This is a genomic window from Streptomyces fumanus (assembly GCF_014655295.1).
GTDB classification, from domain to species: Bacteria; Actinomycetota; Actinomycetes; order Streptomycetales; family Streptomycetaceae; genus Streptomyces; species Streptomyces fumanus.
In genome coordinates, this window is record NZ_BNBI01000001.1 from 297,177 (window position 1) to 314,393 (window position 17,217).

Annotated in this window: 7 protein-coding genes and 3 pseudogenes; 3 read left to right on the forward strand and 7 right to left on the reverse strand. The window is 68.8% G+C overall.

Annotated features, from left to right (window positions below):
* Positions 1–691: 691 nt before the first annotated feature.
* Together IE316_RS36365 and IE316_RS01330 are read right to left on the reverse strand one after the other, a co-directional pair.
* Positions 692–919: a DUF7848 domain-containing protein gene (locus tag IE316_RS36365; RefSeq protein ID WP_444545386.1), complete on the reverse strand. Its 228-nt coding sequence runs from the start codon at positions 917–919 to the stop codon at positions 692–694.
* Positions 916–1,113 (reverse strand): hypothetical protein, encoded by a 198-nt coding sequence (locus tag IE316_RS01330; protein WP_190202198.1) that lies wholly within the window; start codon positions 1,111–1,113, stop codon positions 916–918. Before IE316_RS01330 ends, IE316_RS36365 begins: the two co-directional genes overlap by 4 nt.
* A gap of 154 nt (positions 1,114–1,267) precedes the next feature.
* Here IE316_RS01330 and IE316_RS01335 point away from each other — a divergent pair, with 154 nt between their 5' ends.
* The 3 genes and pseudogenes from IE316_RS01335 (at position 1,268) to IE316_RS01340 (ending at position 3,784) form a co-directional block, all read left to right on the forward strand.
* Positions 1,268–1,990, forward strand: coding sequence for a GntR family transcriptional regulator (locus IE316_RS01335; RefSeq protein ID WP_190202199.1), 723 nt, complete (start codon positions 1,268–1,270; stop codon positions 1,988–1,990).
* A 327-nt stretch (positions 1,991–2,317) separates the two neighbouring features.
* Positions 2,318–2,499: pseudogene (locus IE316_RS35250) on the forward strand (helix-turn-helix domain-containing protein).
* Positions 2,499–3,784 (forward strand): annotated as a pseudogene (locus IE316_RS01340) (tyrosine-type recombinase/integrase). Before IE316_RS35250 ends, IE316_RS01340 begins: the two co-directional pseudogenes overlap by 1 nt.
* A gap of 83 nt (positions 3,785–3,867) precedes the next feature.
* On the opposite strand, the gene IE316_RS01345 reads toward IE316_RS01340, so the two are convergent.
* The 5 genes and pseudogenes from IE316_RS01345 to IE316_RS01365 form a co-directional block, all read right to left on the reverse strand.
* Complete coding sequence (locus IE316_RS01345; RefSeq protein WP_190202200.1) at positions 3,868–4,314, reverse strand: hypothetical protein; 447 nt, start codon at positions 4,312–4,314, stop codon at positions 3,868–3,870.
* A gap of 16 nt (positions 4,315–4,330) precedes the next feature.
* Positions 4,331–11,206: a polymorphic toxin-type HINT domain-containing protein gene (locus IE316_RS01350; RefSeq protein ID WP_190202201.1), complete on the reverse strand. Its 6,876-nt coding sequence runs from the start codon at positions 11,204–11,206 to the stop codon at positions 4,331–4,333.
* 95 nt (positions 11,207–11,301) lie between these two features.
* On the reverse strand, positions 11,302–14,916 hold the full coding sequence (locus tag IE316_RS01355; protein WP_229910144.1) for a LamG-like jellyroll fold domain-containing protein: 3,615 nt from the start codon (positions 14,914–14,916) through the stop codon (positions 11,302–11,304).
* Between the two features lie 59 nt (positions 14,917–14,975).
* Positions 14,976–16,547, reverse strand: coding sequence for an integrin alpha (locus IE316_RS01360; protein WP_229910145.1), 1,572 nt, complete (start codon positions 16,545–16,547; stop codon positions 14,976–14,978).
* A 241-nt stretch (positions 16,548–16,788) separates the two neighbouring features.
* Positions 16,789–17,184 (reverse strand): annotated as a pseudogene (locus tag IE316_RS01365) (TSUP family transporter); the annotation flags it as partial.
* Positions 17,185–17,217: the final 33 nt, after the last annotated feature.

The window sequence follows — 17,217 nt, forward strand, 5'->3', positions numbered from 1 at the left end:
GTGACCCCCGCCACCACATAGTACGTGTGCGTGCTGAAATACTGTCATCTGCGCTTTTGCAGGTCAGCGAGATTCGGCCAGTCCGTGGGCGGGCGTGGAAGTGCCCTGTTGTACGCCCCTGTTGCCGTCGGCGTTGCCGTCAGACGGCTACGCACGTGAGGGCGGTGGAGTGGGCTTTGGCCGGTGTCCTGTTCGGCTTGGGGTCGGGCATGGTCAGGGGGCCGTACGCTGGCTGACAACTCGGGCAGGCTTTGATCCTGCCCAGAATTTGAACGAGTGGCCCCCTGGCCTTGCCCGACGCGAACCCCGGCCCGAACAGGTGGGTAAAGCCCACGAAGCCGACCGACCCCGCCCAGGAGCTGCGCACCAGCTGACTCCCCAACGCCACCTCGCCGTCGGCCTCGTGCTCGTCGTGCGGACGCGTCCCAGCTTCCCCGTGCTCCCGGCGCAACGCTGGGCTGTCTCTGCGCGGCCTGGTCGCTGGCCGGCCCGCGGTGGTGGAGCCGAGAGCGGGCCGGGTGGGCGGCCGTGCCGCGCGCGCCAGTGGGTCGCCTTGAAGACGTGAAGAAAGTTTGGACGCATCCCGCTTCGGCGATCCGTCCTGGCTAGTCGGTTGAGCGTTCGGCTGGGCTGCTGGTCTGGTGCGATGACCTGCGGGGTGTGGGTCGTGTTCCGGCTGCCAGTGCTGGTTCTACTCGGCTCGGGTGACCTTGGCGTGGTCGGTGAAGGCGCGTCTGAACAGGTCGTGACCGGTGCGTCCGGTGTGGCGGAGTGCCCAGTCTGTGCGGCGTCCTGCTCGGCGGGGGTCCGGATCCGGCTTCGCAGTTGGCAGCGATGCAGAACGCCTCGTAGGTGATGCCGCCTTCAGGGACGTGGCGGATGAAGTGGGTGATGTGCCGGTATACGGCGCGGGGCTCACTGGTGACCCTCGGGGTGGCGTCGCATGTAGACGTTGCAGTCGCTGACGGTGGTCATGTCGCCGATCGTGCGGGCCCGGTCGCGTACGTTGGCCAGTTCGGCGCAGCCCGCGCAGCCTTCAACGGGAGTCGGCTCCAGTTCCAGGCGCAAGGGGAGTTCGACTGGCTGGGTGGAGTACCTCGTCGGCTCCGTCATTGCACATCGCCACCTCTCGAACGTCACATGGCCGACCTCTTGACAGGTCGGTGCTCTAGTTCAGTATTCGAGTGGCCGAAGCACTCCCGCTACGGTTCGTAGTGCACTAGTGTGCCCTCACTGACAGCACGTCAACTCAACGGGGGCAAGCACTATGCCCAGTCCCAAGACGTTCACGAAGATCGCGGATCACTTCCGGGAACGCATCCTGTCGGGAGAGCTTGAGCCGGGCGCCAAGCTGCCGACGAACCGGGAGATCGCAGGCCAGTGGCAAGCCGCAGCCGCCACCGTCTCACGCGCCTTGCAGGCCCTCCAGGTCGAGAACTTCATCCGCACCACCCCGCGCGGCACCTACGTTGCCGACGACCCGCGCTGGACGCTGTCGGCGCGCGACCGGCTGGCCCGGGTCCAGCGGGTGAAATCGTTCCTGGCCGAGGGGGAGACGAGTCGGGTGACGGCCGCCGAACTGATCACCCCGCCGCTGTATGTGGCGGAGATCTTCGACCTGGAGGCCGGGGACCAGGTGGTGCGGCGCGAGTGGCTGGCCGGGCGGGGCAAGACCCGGACCGTGTTCGCGGTGACCTGGTACCCGGCCCCGTTCGCCGCCCTCGTGCCGGACCTGCTGAACACCGCCCCGGGCCGCAATCACGGACTGACCGCCCGGGTCCTGGAAGTCACCGAGCGCACGATCACCCACGCCCGCGACGACATGCACGCCCGCCCCGCTGACGCCCGCGAGGCAAGCGCGCTGGGGCTGCCGGTCGGCTCCCCGATCCTGGCCGGCGTCCACCGCTGGTCGGACGCAGAAGGGATCATCGAGTACGGGGAGTGGTGTCTGCCGCCCCGGTTCACCATCGGCTACGAGTACCAGCCCTGACCGGTCCACACGAAGCGTCTCCGCATGCCAGCCTGCGGCGTTCGGGGACGCTGCCGTTCACGTGTCCGCCTCAGTCCACGTCGCGGCCTTCGAGGCGTTCGACGCGCTCCTCCAGCTCCTCGATCCACTCCAGGGCTCGTTCCAGCTTGTAGGCCAGATCCGCCACTCCGGCAGCCGCCGGGAACTCCTTCCGTGGGCCAGTCGACGCTTCTTCCGACTCGTCCACCTGAACTTGCGCAAGTGGGCCCACGTGCTCGGCTTTCGCGGCCACTTCTCCACCAAAACCCGCGCCTACTCCCCACTCTCGGCGCTCTCTGGGCCCAGCCGGTGCGTGACGACGAATTGCTCACCGTGCCCGAGGCGATGGCCCGCCTCAAGATCGGCCGTTCCGCCCTCTACGACCTCCTGCGCACCCGCCGCCTGGCCTCGCTGCCATCGGCCGCGCCCGTCGTATCCCCGCCCACGCCCTGGACGACTATGTCCAGCGCCACCTGGAAGAGGCCGCCTGATGACCGCCTCCAAGCGGAAGAAGGCCCGCGCCAACGGCGAAGGCATCCTCTACCAGCGCAAGGACGGCCGCTGGGAAGCCGCCAGCTAAGTCCTCGCCGCCGACGGCAGCCGCCCACGCGTCCGGGTCTACGGCAGCGCACGGAGAGGAGCCGCCGAGAAAATCGCCAACAGCAACCGCGGTCTCCCTGTCGCCACCGCCGACGGCACCGTCGGCGACTACCTCACCTACTGGCTCGGCAGCGTCGCCATCCACCGACTCCGCGAGAACACCCACACCCGCTACGCCGCCTGCATCGATCGGTACCTCATCCCCGGCCTCGGCAAGAAGAAGCTGGCCAAGCTCACCGCCAAGGACATCCGCACCTGGCTCAACCAGCTCCGCACCACCTGCCAGTGCTGCACGCGCGGCATCGACGCCCGGCGCAACCAGCCCCGCTGCTGCGCCGCCGGCCAGTGCTGCCACAAGCTGCTCTCCCCGCTGACGCTCACCTACATCCACTCCGTGCTCGAGACCGCCCTGGAGCACGCCGTCCGCGAAGAGGAGATGCCGCGCAACGTCGCCCGCAACGTCCGCACCGGCACCCCACGGCCCCGACGCATCGAACCCCTCACCGCCGACGAAGCCCGCCGACTCCTCACCGCCACCCAAGGCCACCGGCTGCATGCCCTGTTCGAACTCGCCCTCCACACCGGACTTCGCAAGGGCGAACTCCTCGGCCTACGCTGGGAAGACCTCGACCTCGACGCGGGTACCACCGCAATCCGCCGAACCCTCCAGCGCACCAGCGCAGGCGCGCTCATCACGCTCCCCACCGAGACCCGGGCCTCCGAACGCCGCATCGCCCTGCCTACCCGCTGTGCCCAGTCGCTGAAGCTCCACCGCGAACGGCAGCAGCGCGAGCGAGAGGCCGCAGGCGCCACGTGGCAGCACAGCGGACACGTGTTCACCACTCCCCAGGGAAAAACGATCGACCCGACCAACCTCACCCGCGCCTTCACCACGCTCCTCCGCAAGTCCGGCCTCCGCCGCATCCGCTTCCACGACCTCCGGCACTCCACCGCAACCCTGCTCCTGGAACAGGGCGTCGAACTCGTCGTGATCAAGGAACTCCTCGGCCACGCCCACATAGGCGTAACCGCCGCCGTCTACGCCCACGTCCGACTCCGCCTCCAGCGCGACGCCATCGACACCCTCGGCACCGCGCGCTCGGTAACCCGCAGACCACCGAGACGGCGCGCTCCGACAGCGATGAACCGCCACCCTGTAACGCGCTCGTCCGCTGACGTTGCCGTCAACTACTGCCGTCAAGACGGCGAGAGGCCGCGCCAGAGTCGGCTCTGGCGCGGCCTCTCAGCGTCGAGTCAATTCACGACAACAATTCGCGACGAGACTCCGAATAAGAGTCCGCGTTCTCCGGGAGAAGCTCCGACATCTTGCCGAAGAACACCGCTCCCGCACCCCTCAGCGCCGCCACGAAATCAGACGTTGAAACGCTCGCTCTCTTCGCGCCGTTGCCCGATTTCGCCGAAACAAGAACCTGAGACCCTTGCTGTCGGAAAGAGAGCTCAATCGGCTGATCCGGGAAATATGTCGCCGCGTACCCTGTGGTCGAGAGTTGCGGGACCATGCTGGCCACGTATGCCCACAGCTGGTCAACGTAATCCCATTCACTGATCCCGATGATCTCAACTCCGTGGATGGCGATTCGCACCGCACCCTCGACGTAGTCGGGATCAGCTGGGCGGGTGACGCAGGCATCAACCTGCACGAACGTGCCGCCCGAATCCCTCAGGTACGTCTCGATCTCGATCACGCCGCGATTCCTCATGTCAGGGAGTAACAGGGTAGAACTGGCCGACTCGGCCTTTATTCATGCCGAGAACATAGTCTACTCCGTTGACTTTTCCCTGAATTTGATACATACCCCTGCTCCCTCGCTGAACGAGCGCATCCCTGTTCTGGCGCATGACCTGTCCGATTGCGTCCTGAACATCAGCAACGCTCATCTTGGGGTCGAAGAAGGACTGCTGAGCCTTTACCGAGCCATCCCACATTTTCGGATGATGACGAGTGAGGATGTGCTCCATTCCCTTCTTGTCCAGAAGGAAGGTCTCGTTCCCGAACTGGAAGCGTTGGCTGCTCCAATCCCGGAGGGCCGGAATGCACCCTCCACTGTTGTGAACCAGTATCGGCGTCTGTCCTGCCAGCACATAGTACGTATGGACCGCGCTGACCGTGAGGTTGTGCACCGTTGTCGTCTGCGCGGTCCAGCGCTTGAGCGCGGTGACCTTGACGTACGTGCCGGTGCTGGTGCGCAGCCAGGTGCCCGGGTGCAGGTCGGTCGCCTTGAGCCAGGTTCCGAGTTCGGGGACCCAGAAGGGGTGGCCGTCGGTGGCGGTGACGGAGGCTGTCTTGTCGCCCTTGCCGCCGTCGGTGTCGATCGTGATGCGGACCAGGTGCTTGAGGCCGGCGCCGGTGATCTCGGCGGTCACCGTCTGGACGGTGGTCCTGCCCGTCTCCGGGTCCGTGGCGCGGACCTTGTCGCCGATGTCCACGTCCTCGATGGCCTTGGTACTGCCGTCGGCCATCACGACCCGGGTGCCGGGGGCGAAGCTGTTGCAGGACTTGGCGAGCTTGCTCGCCAGTCGGCTGTTCCTCCACCAGTCTTTGATGGCACTGACGAGCTTGTCGCCCAGGCCCCACAGTCGCTTGCCGAGCGCCGCGGCCTGTTTGATCCTCAGCTTCGCCCCGTACTTGACGGCCAGCTTGCCGATGATCCCGCCGACCATACTGGAGACCACGGTGACCGCGGTCGCCCCGCAGGCACCGAGGGAGCCGGTGGTGAAGCAGTCCAGGGCGTCGGTGATGCCCAGTTCGTCGGCTACGATCTGGGCGAGTTCCTTCGCCGCTGCCGCCGCTCTGCGTTTGGCGGCGTCCGCACTGGCCTGGGCGTAGACCTGGCCCGACTGCTGGTTCTTCTTCTTGACGGCGGCGGCGGAGTCCTGGCCCAGGACCTGGTCGAGGGTGTAGCCGGCCGCTGCCGCGTTCGGTGACAGCCGGGGCGGGCCGGGTTCCGTGCCCGGTGTCGTGTTCTGGCACTGCGAGCAGGGCCGGGTCGGGCAGTCGACGGACGCACACGTACCGGACGGGTCGGCGTAGGTCGCCGGGTTGTTGTTGCCGTAGGTGTAGCCGTTGATCTGTTGCGGGTTGGCCAGGTTCATCACCGGGTCGAGGGAGATGAACCGGCCCAGGTCGGCGTCGTATTCACGTGCCCCGAGGTGGACGAGGCCCGTCGTCTCGTCGTTGGTGCCGCCGACGAAGCCCTTGTCGTTGGCCCAGGAGGAGACGGACGCCGAGGTCTGGTCGCGGGCGACGCCGAAGGAGTCCAGGCGGCGGCGCTGGGTGGAGCCGTCGCCGGAGGCGATGGCGAGCTGGGCCGTGCCCTGGCTGTCGCCGGCGAGGTAGGTGACGCCGTCGGTGGTGCGCTGGGCGATGGTCTGGCCCCCGAAGGAGTAGTAGCGGCTGCCGCCCACCGTCTTGCCGGCCTTGTCCAGGCGCAGTTCCATGCCGGGCAGGTAGAGGACCTTCTCCGTGGTCGTTTCCCGGAGCAGACGGTCCCCGGCCGCGTCGTAGACGTAGTTCGTGCTGCTGCCGTCCGCCTCCTTCACCTGGGTGAGGTGGTTCTGCTTGTCCCAGACCAGGGTCTGGGTGTCGCCGCCCAGGACGCGAGTTTCGGTGTTGCCCGCCGCGTCGTAGGTGTAGGTGTCCTGCGAGGTGACCGCCGGGGTGGTGTCCGTGGCGGCGGTCTGGGTGACGGTCTTGCTGAGCTGGTGCGGGCCCTGCTCGCCCTGGCCGTAGGTGGAGGTGACGGTGGACGTGGGAGTGATGCCGACGCCGTGGCGGGTCAGGCCGGTGCGGTTGCCGGTGACGTCGTAGCTGTAGGAGTTCCAGTACGGGGAGACGCCGCCGACGTTGCTGGAGGCGGGGGCGGCGGTGCAGGCCCGGTCCTGGACGCCGGTGCCGGAGGCTCCGTCGGGAGTGGCCGCGGAGGTCCACGCCTCGGTCAGCCGCCCGAGCGTGTCATAGGTGAGGCACTGGGCGTCGGTGGGGCCGCCGGCCGGGCGGTCGGCGATGGAGCGGACGTTCCCCGCGTCGTCGTAACCGTAGGTGGTGTCCAGGGCGGGCGAGGCGGCGTTCTCGACGCGGACGCTCTGGCGGAGCAGGCGTTCGGTGCCGCGTTCGTAGCGGAAGTCCAGCCAGGTCCTGGTGTCCGTGGACTTGCCGCTCCACAGCTCGACACCTTCGAGCTGGCTGGTGGGCGAGTACTGCGCGTCGGTGACGTAACTTCCCGTGGTGTTCAGCGAGGTGTTCATGCCGACGGGGCGCTGGAGGCCGTCGTACTGGTAGGAGACGCTTTCACCGGCCAGGCCGCCCGCAGCGGGGTAACTCTGCGCGGTGACCGTGCCGTCCAGGCCGTACTGGGTGCCGAACTCGTACGTGCCGCCCAGCTCGGGTTCGGCCGTCTTGGACACCGTGTACCGCGTCAGGGTCGGCCGGTACATCTCGTCCAGTACCGGGTGGAGGACGGAGCTGTAGACGGTGCTGTTGCGGTAGGTGTACTCGCCGTACAGTTCGCCCTTGGCGACGGTGTCGTACTTGGTCACGGACAGTCGCGTGCCGGTGTCGGCGTCACCCTGCCAGGTGCCGGTGGTCCGGCCGAGTGCGTCGTAGGTCGTGGTGACCTTGTTCTTGCGGGAGTCGGTGACTGAGGTCGGCCGGTCCACGTCGTCGTAGGCGGTGATGGACGTGCCGGCGTCCGGGTCGGTGCTGCTCGTCTGCCGACCGCGCTGGTCGTATCCGTAGCTCCAGGTGTTGCCCGCCTGGTCGACGACGGACTTGAGCTGCCCCGACGGGGTGTAGGTGTAGCGGGTGGCGACGTAGTCCGACGCCGTGCCGGACGGGCGGGGCGCGCTCGCCTTGTACTCGCGCAGTTCGACCGTGTGGTCGCGGACGTCGGTGATGGTGGTGGTCGGGGTCTGCCCGTCGGGCGGGTCGACGTGGACGCGGTCGCCGCCGTAGGAGTAGGTGGTGCGGTTCTCCTCCGTGCCGCCGACCTTGAAGATACTGGCGATGGGGCGACTGGCACCGTCGTACTCGGTCACCGTCTGCGCGTCGATGTCCGCGTTGACGGGGGCGAACAGGTCCGTGCCGGGGGCTCCGGTGGTGTAGTAGGTGTCGTTCGTCTTCACCACGCGGCCGGAGCCGTCGTACAGGGTGTCGGCGATGAGCCGGCCGCCGTCGGGGCCCTCGGTCTGGATCTGGCGGGGGCGCAGGAGTCCGTCGTAGAGCTGGTACTCGCTGCCGTAGGTGGTGCCGCTGCCCTCCAGTCGCTGCGTGCGCACCCAGGACGGGTCGTCGGTGCGGATGCCGTAGCTGTACTTGATCGACGCGGTGGCGCCGGCGGCCTTGGGCCGGTCGGGCATCCAGACGGCGGTGAGGCGGCCCAGCGCGTCGTAGGAGAGATCGGTCCGCTTGCCGTTCGCGTCCGTCTGCGCGGACAACTGCCCCCATTGCGGGGCGTATTCGGTGTAGGTAACCCAGTCGAGCGGGTTGGTGTCCTGCTTCTTGGTGGCCAGGCCGTAGGTATCGGTGTACTTGGTGTACGTCGTCTGGTTGGCGGCGTCCGTCACCGTCAGCGGGCGGCCGTAGGTGTCGTAGGTGGCCTTGGTGACCGTCTGGTAGGTGGCGGTGGTGCCGTTGTGGGAGGCCAGGCGCTTGACGGTGGTGGGGTCGCCCTTGGTCGGTGCGCCGCCCACGGTGGCGGTGCCGTCGTAGAGCGTGACGTCGTCGGAGATGACGTCCTTCGACCGGTCGGGGGTGGTGGCACAGTCGACGGCGAGTGTTTCGACCCGGGCGATGAGGCTGTAGATGTGCAGGCCGGGGTTGTCCGCGTACTGGGTGGTGGTGCACTGGTTGTCGGCGACGTCGAGTTCACCGTGATCGGCCGTGCGAACGAGGCGGCCGGTGGTGTCGTCGTAGGTGTTGGCGGTCGCGGAGTGACGCCAGCCGCCGGCGGCGAGTGCCTCGTAGGAGTCGGTGCGAGCGGTGCGCACGTAGCGTGCGGTGCGGGTGCCCCAGTCCTCGGCCCGGGTGGCGGTGGTCTTCGTCCACAGTGTGTCGATCGACTTCTCGACGACGGTGTCACCGTTGTAGGTGAGCGTCTCCAGCTCGAAGCCGGACTTCCAGTCGTCGTCGGTGTAGGTGGTGCCCTCGGTGTCGGTGACGGTCGAGGTGCGGGTGCCGCCGTCGGCGGTCTTGTCTCCGTCCAGGCCCTGGAAGTAAAGGTGTTCCGTACGGGTGTTGGAGGAGCTGTTGGTGCCGTCCGAGGTCTGGACGCGCACGCGCTGATAGCCGCGCCAGTCGTTCCAGGTGAGGTACTCGTCCTTGGTGAGGCCGTCCTTTTTGGCCTTCCGCCAGCCGGCGTCACCGAGGTAGGTGTACGTGGTGATGTGGTCCGGGTTGCCGCCGACGAGATCCTGCTCGGTCACGGAGGAGACGACGTACTTGTGGAACCAGTCCGTGACCGGGTCCTCCTCACCCGGTGGGTTCCACTTGAGCGGGTAGCAGCGGACGGCCGATTCACCGGCGGTGGGCAGGTCGGTCTCGCTGCACTGCGGATCGGCGTAACCGACGGACAGCACACCGCCTGATTCGTTCTGCACGGCGGTGAGGCGGAAGCGGACGAAGGGCTGGATGTTGTCGTTGCGCTTGTCGACGCGGTTGGGCAGTTGCAGGCCGTACAGCTTCACCGGCGGGACCGAGACATCGGTTCCGGTCAGGCCCTTGTGATCGATCTGGTCGAGCCAGAGCGACCTCGAACCGTCACCGTTGTCGGTGAAGAGGTGCCTCAGGGTCCAGGAGTCGACGTCCTCGTAGGTGGAGTCGCCGGTGCGGATCTGAGTGGTGATCCGGTCGAGCTGTTTCCGGGTCCAGAACGTCGGGGAGTTCTGGCCGGGGCACTTGCTTCCGGCCTTGCAGTTGCGGTCCCACGGTACGTCCGGCCAGTCCGCGGCGGTGGAGTCGGTCAGGTCACCGGCCTCGCAGTCGGTGAGGTCGCCGATGCACCGCTCGGAGGTGGTGAAGGTGACCCGGGCGGCGGGCTTGGTGTCGTAGACGGTGCCGGAGCGCTGGCCGTAGTCGATGCGCTTGAGGTATCCACCGCGGATGTACGCCTTGCCGTTCTCCGTCGTCTTCAGGCCCTGCGTGTAGTAATTGGTCTCGGTGCCGTAGAAGTACGAGATCTGGTTGCCGTGCCGGTCGATGACGGCGTCCAGGTTCCAGCGCCACGCCTGGGTGCAGTAGGCGTTGGCGAGCGTCGTCTTGTAGCAGGGTTCGTCGGGGTCGTCGCCGTAGACGGGGACGGTCCAGGCGGAGTTGGTCGTCTCGTCACCGGACGCCCAGCCGTCCAGGTGGTTGCGGCCGAAGAAGTACTGGGTGCCGTCGGTGTTGGTGACCTTCCAGTACTCGCCGTTGTCGTCACCGTTGGTCGCGCCGGTCAGTTGCTCGACTTTGGAGAAGTCGTCCGAGATCAGGTGCCACTCGCCGCTCTTCTTGTCCTTGACCAGATCGCCGGAGGCGCCGCCCGCGATCGAGATGGTGGCGTTGTCGGTGCCCCAGCACTGGTCACCATTGGTGTCGTCGTGGCCGTCGTCCGCACAAGGCTTGTAGCGGCGCTCGATGAAGCCCGGCTCGTAGGAGAAACCCTGACCGATCCACGAGCCCTGATTGTTGGTCGTCGAGGTCTGGCCGTCGATCGTCTGGGAGTTGTATCCCAGCGCCACCGACGGTGCCAGGCCGCCGGGCACGGGCGGAGTGGTGATCGGATAGGACCAGTTGAAGACACCGGAGGCGTCGGAGACGTTCCACTGCGCGGAGGGGGCGAGCGAGGTGGCCGTATAGCTGCCCTGCGTCCCGGAGTCACCGGCCGTGGCGGCGAGGACGGTCGGTGACGCGGTCCGTCCGGCCGCAGTGACCTTCGCGGTGGTGGAGAGGGTCTGGTTCTCGGTGTCGTTGACCGACTCCAGTGGCGTGGGCCGCGCACACTGCTTCTTCTGCGGCGTGGTCAGCACGCAGGCCGGGTACTGGACCAGGCGCAGCCGGGAGGCGTAGCCCCCACCGTAGGCGGGTGCGAAGGAGCTGTAGTCCAGGGAGACGTCGACCGCGCCGATGCCGGTTCTCCCGTCGGCACGGGCCACGGTCAGCAGGGTGCCGTCGAGGCCGGCGGCGATGGCCTTCCCGCGGTCCGCGATGGCCACTTCGACGGAGGCCGGGCTGGTCCTGCCCGCCTTCGCCACCCGGACCGGCAGGCCCTTGGCCTTGACCGGCTTGTCCCCGACCTCGACCTCGGCGCTGCCCGCGGCCGGCCATGCATGCTCGTCGGCCCGGATGACCTTGGCCGTCTCGGCCGGGTCCGTCTTGGTGTAGGCGCGTCCCCTGGCCGTCTTGCCGTCCACTGGGTGGTCGAGGTCCGTCTGCGTGGGCAGCCGGTCCAGGCCCGCCGCCCGCGCCTGAGGGGAACTCAGTAACGGCGTCTGCGGCAGCACCGAGACGGCCAGCGTCAATCCCAGGACGGCGGCGACGTGTCGGAAGGGTCGGCGTATGCGGGAACGTCTGAAGGGTCCGGACGGGCGGGACGTCGAGGGCATGACAGCTCCGTGAGGCAAGGGCGCGGCAGGGACGCGGAAGTCAGGGGGCTGAGAAGGGGCGCCCGGCGCGAGCGGGCCGGGCGCCTCGGAACGCGTCAGGTCGTCACGTCCGGCTCCTCCAGGCTGGAGCCGGCCGGCAGGCTGGTGACGGTGGCGACGACGCCGGTGTCCAGGTCCCCGGCGAAGGCGCGGATCTCATCGACGGCCCCGGCGAAGTAACCGCCGGCCGTCGTACCGGTGAGGGAACGTCCGACCTGGAGGGATGCGGTGGTGAAGTCCCAGGTGTTGTCCCACGGCGCCTTCGCCGCCAGTGTGCCGTTGACGTACAGGAGGACATCACCGAAGACCGCCGAGTAGGCCAGCGCCAGGTGGTCACCGTCGCCGGTGCTGCTGGGCACGGACCCGGTGGCGACTGTGGTCACGGGAGCCGCCGTGCCGCCGTCCGCGGCCGTGGTGACCATCGCCCAGCGCTGTGCCGACGCCAGGTACTTCACCGTCACGGCGCTGCCGCGCGCTCCGGGGAGCGAGAACACCGTCTGGTCCTTGGTCGGCACGGCCGCGGCCAGCCGTGCGCGTGCCGTGACCGTGAAGCTGTCCTCCTTGGCCAGCAACCCCGCGCTCCGCGCCGCGTAGGCTCCCTTTCCGTCGAGGGCCAGGTGACCGTCGCCCCAGAGCGGCTCGGCCGGTGCCGAGCACTCCGGGTCCAGGTCGGGGTCGCAGGTCTCGTCGGGCTGGTAGATCGCGGCTGCACCGCCCAGCGTGAGCCCGGCACCGCCCTGCTCGTCCGGCGAGATGCCGCCCGTGGCACTGTCGACCTGCCAGTAGGCGAGCTGGTGGGCGGGCAGGCCGCCCAGCCGCAGACCCTCCGCCTCGGGCACCACCCGGTCGTAGATCTTGACGTCCGCGACGCTGCCCTTGAGGTTGTTGGTGTAGCCGTCCAACGCGATCTTCCGGCCGATCTGCACCGCGCCGCCCGCGCTCCACACGGTGCGCCGAGGCTGTACGTCGTCCTCGATCAGGTCACCGTCGACGAACAGGCTCATCTTGCCGGTGACGTCGTCGTACACACCGATCAGATGCGTCCAGGTGCCGGGGACCGCGGTGGCGCCGGAGACCTTCCAGGTGCCCATGGTCTCCATGTCGGAGACGGGGATGCGGAAGGTCCACGACCGGGTGTCGACGTCGTAACCGAGTTCGAAGCCGGGCTCGGAGGTGCCGTCCTGGCTGACCACGGTGACGTTCTTCTTGGGGCGTTCGGGAAGGTTCACCCACGCGCTCACCGAGAACGTGGCGGCGGTGTCCACCGCCGGCGCCCCGGCGTCCAGGTACGCCCCGGTACTGCCGTCCAGGCGTACGGCGGTGTCGGTGCCGCCCAGGGGGCCCGGCGCACCGAAGGTCACGCCCGATCCGGCGGTGGCGTCGGGTGATCCGCTGGTTCCGGTCGCCTTGGCCGAGCCGGTCGGGTCGCCCAGGCTCCAGCCCGCCGCGGGGGCCCGTCCGTCACCCACGTTGAACGCGTATGTCGTGGGCGTCTGCCGGGCATTGCCGGCGTCGTCCACTGCCAGGACGTCCACGGACATCGGACCCTCGTCCGGCGGCATCCACTTCACTTTCGCCGACCCGCCCGTCGAGGCGGCGTCCGCGTAGCGCCAACCGCTGCCCTTGAAACGGTACTTGTAACGGGTGACGTCGGCGGACGGCGAGTCGAAGGTGAAGGTGCCGTAGTCGCCCACTCCCGCGTGCCACTGCTCGTCGTCCGGGTATCGGTCGGATGTCACGACCGGCGCCTTGGGCGCGGTCGCGTCGTAGATGAACTCGCACCGGGTCGCGTCCCCGTCCAGGCTCCAGCGTCCGTAGGAGGTGCCGTCGTGGCCGCGTACCGCCCAGCCGATCACCGTGTTCTGCGGCAGGGTGAAGGCTGCCTCGTCGTCACCCTGCACCTTCGACCCGACGACGTAGGTGAAGGTCGCCACGCCCGTCTGGTCGCTCCAAGAACTGTCCACCGTGCTCTTCGCCGCAGTCGTCACATAGTGGTCGACGGTGGTCGAGCCGGAGGTCCACCACACGTGGAACTGGGCCTTCAGCCGCTCCGAATTGGCCCCGGTGTCACCATGGTCGTAGTCCCGGATCACCGCGGTCAGCTTCGGCGGGTCGGAGACGTAGTGCTCGGTGGCGTGGCCGTACTCGCACGCGCCACCGGGCGTCATCTTCAGGTCGCTCGTATCGGGCTGCAGGGGCGGCCGGTTGTAGGTGACTTCCAAGTGCGCGTTTCCGCAGAACCGCTTCCAGTACGAGTATTCGCCCTCGTCACCGGCCCGGAGCCGGAACGTGGTGGTGTCCCAGCCGCTGTCCGCTGCCTTCTGGACCGTGCTCTTCACGTTGAAGCGCACGTTCTGATTCGTACTCGTGCACGATCCGGCCGGATTGGTCGGTGACTGCGAGGCGACCGTTTCCTTCAGCGACGGCTGGTTGTTCCAGTTGGTGGCGGAGCTGATGGCACTGGCGCTCCCGGAGTTGACTCGGCCCAACTGCACCTCGCGCGCGCTGCTGCTGTAGGTGAACACCATGGTCACGGCGAACTGTGCCGACAGGATGTCCTTGCCCTCGAACGCGCCGGTCGGTATCGCGAAGAACTGCCGCTTGACGTCGTCACCGGAGGCACAGCGCACCGACACGTCGGCCGGGCAGCGGCCCACCCCCTCGTCATCGGAGAACTTCCAGAACTCCGACGACGCGTAGTGGGAGGACACCATCGTCCAGGAGGACCTGTTGGCCGTCCTGACGACCGGGTCGATATAGAGGGGGAACCGCGTGTCCTCCCCCGTGAGCAGGCTCCGGTCCGGCTCAAGGGCCAGCGTCTCCCCGGACACGTCGATGGACACGTCGGCGACCTGCGCGCCGTCCGGCGGCGTCATCCCTCCGTCCGTCGGGCCGCCGTCCCCGGCAGCCAGACTCTCCGCCCGGGCGGCCACCGGGTCCGCTGTCTCCCCGCCGGCGACGCTGTCGTGGCTCGAGTCCCACATCAGCGGCTGCGGCGCCTCGAAGACCACACCGGAGCCGGATGCGTCCTGGCCCTCGATCCCTCCGTCCTCCGTCTCGGTCAACGACAGGTCGCGGGTGTGCACGGGCAGTTCGAGACGGCTCAGCGCCGGATTGGCCGCGGCTTCGGCGTTCTTGACCACCAGCAGGTGCGAGAAGCCCTCCGCCTCGGCGGTCAGACGCAGGTCCACGCCCGGCAGCACGTCGGCATAGGTGGCGGTGGACCCCTCCACCTGCGGTTCCGGAAGGTCCGCCGACCAGTCGAGGGACAGCGCACGGCCGTCCTTCTCCATCCGGCCGAAGGTCCGCCCGCCACCGCCGGAGAACGACATCGCAGTCACCGCCGCCTTGGGTGCCCATGTTCCGTCGGGCCGGCGCTCCAACGTGGTGTCGACGTCCCGCCAAGACCCGTCCTTGCGGACCCGGACCGGCTGTACGGACTCGGTCTGCGTGAACGTACCGTCGGGGTTGGCCACGGTCGTGCTGCGTTCGGTGCGCAGGTTGAGTACCTCGACGCCCTCACCAGAGGCCATCGCCTTCGCCCGTGCCTGGTCCGCGCCGACTGCACCGGCCGTACTGCCCGCTTCGGTGGCGGCCGCACGAGCCTGCTCCGCCCCGCCGATCGGCACCACCAGACCCACGGCCAGGACGCCCGCCGTGACAGCACCCACCAGGGAATGCCTGCGCCAGCGAGGCGCGTAGGCTCTCTTCGCCACCGTCTTCGTCCTGTTCATCCGTGGATCACCCCGAAGGAGGCGCCCTCGTCGGGGAGTCCGCCCGCACCGGGCCGATAGGTCGTCGCCGTGCCCGACCCCGCGTCGACCGCCGACCACGGCATCGTGTACAGGACTCCCTTGCTCGTCGCCGGTTCCTTGCTGTACGGCACCCCTACGTAGAGGGTGTTGCTGCCGGACCAGAGGCTCATGCCCGTGTAGTCGCGTGCCGTGGCGGGGCCGGGCAGCAGGCTTCCCGCCCCACCGCGGGTGAGCACCTTGTCCGAGGCTCCGGGTGACGTGTCCAGGGGCCGGAAGATCTGCACCGCCCCGGCGTCCTTGGCATCACCGACGTCCCGGCCCGGCACGGAGACGGCCAGCCGGACCGTGCCGCTCGTGGTCACCACGGACGTGTCGGTGTTCGCGATGGTCACCCGTTGCCCGAAGAAGTCACTGGCCGCCGGGGTGCCCTCGACATCGGCGGACGAGGTGTCGATCGACGCCACCGAGGTGTAAGCGCCGGACGGCTGGACGCGCACCACCGCGACCAGGCCCGCGCTGCGTACTGACCCGACGGCCTCTCCGGGTACGCCGATGGCCAGCAGGGCGTCGGAGTTGTAGGTCTGGTTTGAGGGCCGGTATCCGGTCATGCTGAGCGAGGCGCCGAACTGGTCCCCCGCTTCCGCGGAGTCCGGCAGCGCGTCGGCGGCCCGGCCCTGTCCCAGCCCGGCGAGCGCCACGGGACAACTGCCGTCCAGGGTGTGGCTGAAGACGGCCACGGCACCCGCGAACTCTTCCGTGCCGACCGCCTCACCGGGGCTCCCGGCCGCGAAGTAGCGGTTCGTACCCGCCAGCGCCATGCCCATCCGGTCGTACGCCTCGACCACACCGCCCACGCCTGGGGTGTTCTGATTGACGCCGCACACAGCAGAGCCCTGCTTGTACTCGACCTGGCCGGCCTCGGTGTGAGCAACGTCGTCGACCGTCACGGACTCGCCCGGCACACCGACCGCCAGCCACGGGTCTCCGCTCGCCGCGGTGCCCGCGGCCAGCGCGTAGCCGAAGCGGTCGTACGCCTCGGACGCCGTTCCGGGATGCAGCGTCCGCTGCGTCCAGGCGTCGACGGGTGCCCCGGTCCCGATACCCGAGGGTGACCCATGGAAGACGTAAACCGCACCGGCGTCCACCCGGTTCACGCCGTCCACCAACACGTCCTCGTAGGGCACGCCGACGACCACGTCCGAGCAACCGTCGCCGTCCGCGTCGTACACGGCACGCGAGAAACCGAACTGGTCGCCCTGCTCCGGTGTGGCGTCGACGCTGGACAGCGCCTGGGTCAGTTCCACCGTCCCCTTGCCGCCGCCGTACACGACGCGGACCACCCCGGCGTTCGCCACGCCGTCGACGGACGCCTCGGGGTCACCGATCGCCTGGTCGAACACGCCGTCGCCGTTGAAGTCCGACGCGGCACCCGAACATGCCGCTGCCACGGCGGTCCCGGCGACCGGCTGAGCCTGCACCGGCCCCGCCGCGGCCATGGAGACCACCGCCCCGGCCAGGGCGCCGAGCACCCTGTGGATTCCGCGCACACTCCACCCCACAGCCGTCACCTTCACGGAAATTTCGCAACTCTTACGGGAACCGCAAGATCAGAGGACGCTGCGCAGGCTATGGATCACGGAACGTGCATCACAAGAGCACTTTCAGCCACCAGAAGCGTGAATGGGCCAACTATCTCTCCGGGGGAACTCCTCCAGCGCTCCCCTCAAGCCACCCACTGCTCCCACGCCAGATCGGCCACCAGCGCCAAGACCACCGTCAGCAGCAAGAGCCGATGCCCAGGCCGGCCAGGCCGATCGCGGCGAGGACGCGGCGGCGGGTGACCGGGCCGGGCGCGGGGGCCGTGCCGAAGGCGGGCCGCAGGATGACGAAGGCGGCGACGGCGAGGAGGACCACCATGATGACCGGCCGGAGAACCTCCGTGCTCATCCCGGCCGCGAGGAACGCCCCCGCCGAGGAGCCGGCGAGTGCCGCCAGGCCGATGCGGACGGCGGTGCGGACGTCGACCGGAGCCTTGCGGGCGTAGGTGACCGCCGCGCCGGTGGTGCCGACGATGGCGACCGCCTTGTTGGTGCCGAGCGCGTGCGCGGCCGGGGTGCCGGCGGGCAGGCCGAGCAGCAGGGCCGGCAGCAACAGGAGCCCCCCGCCGCCGACCACGGCGTCGATCCAGCCGGCCGGCCCCCTCCCCCACGCACGACG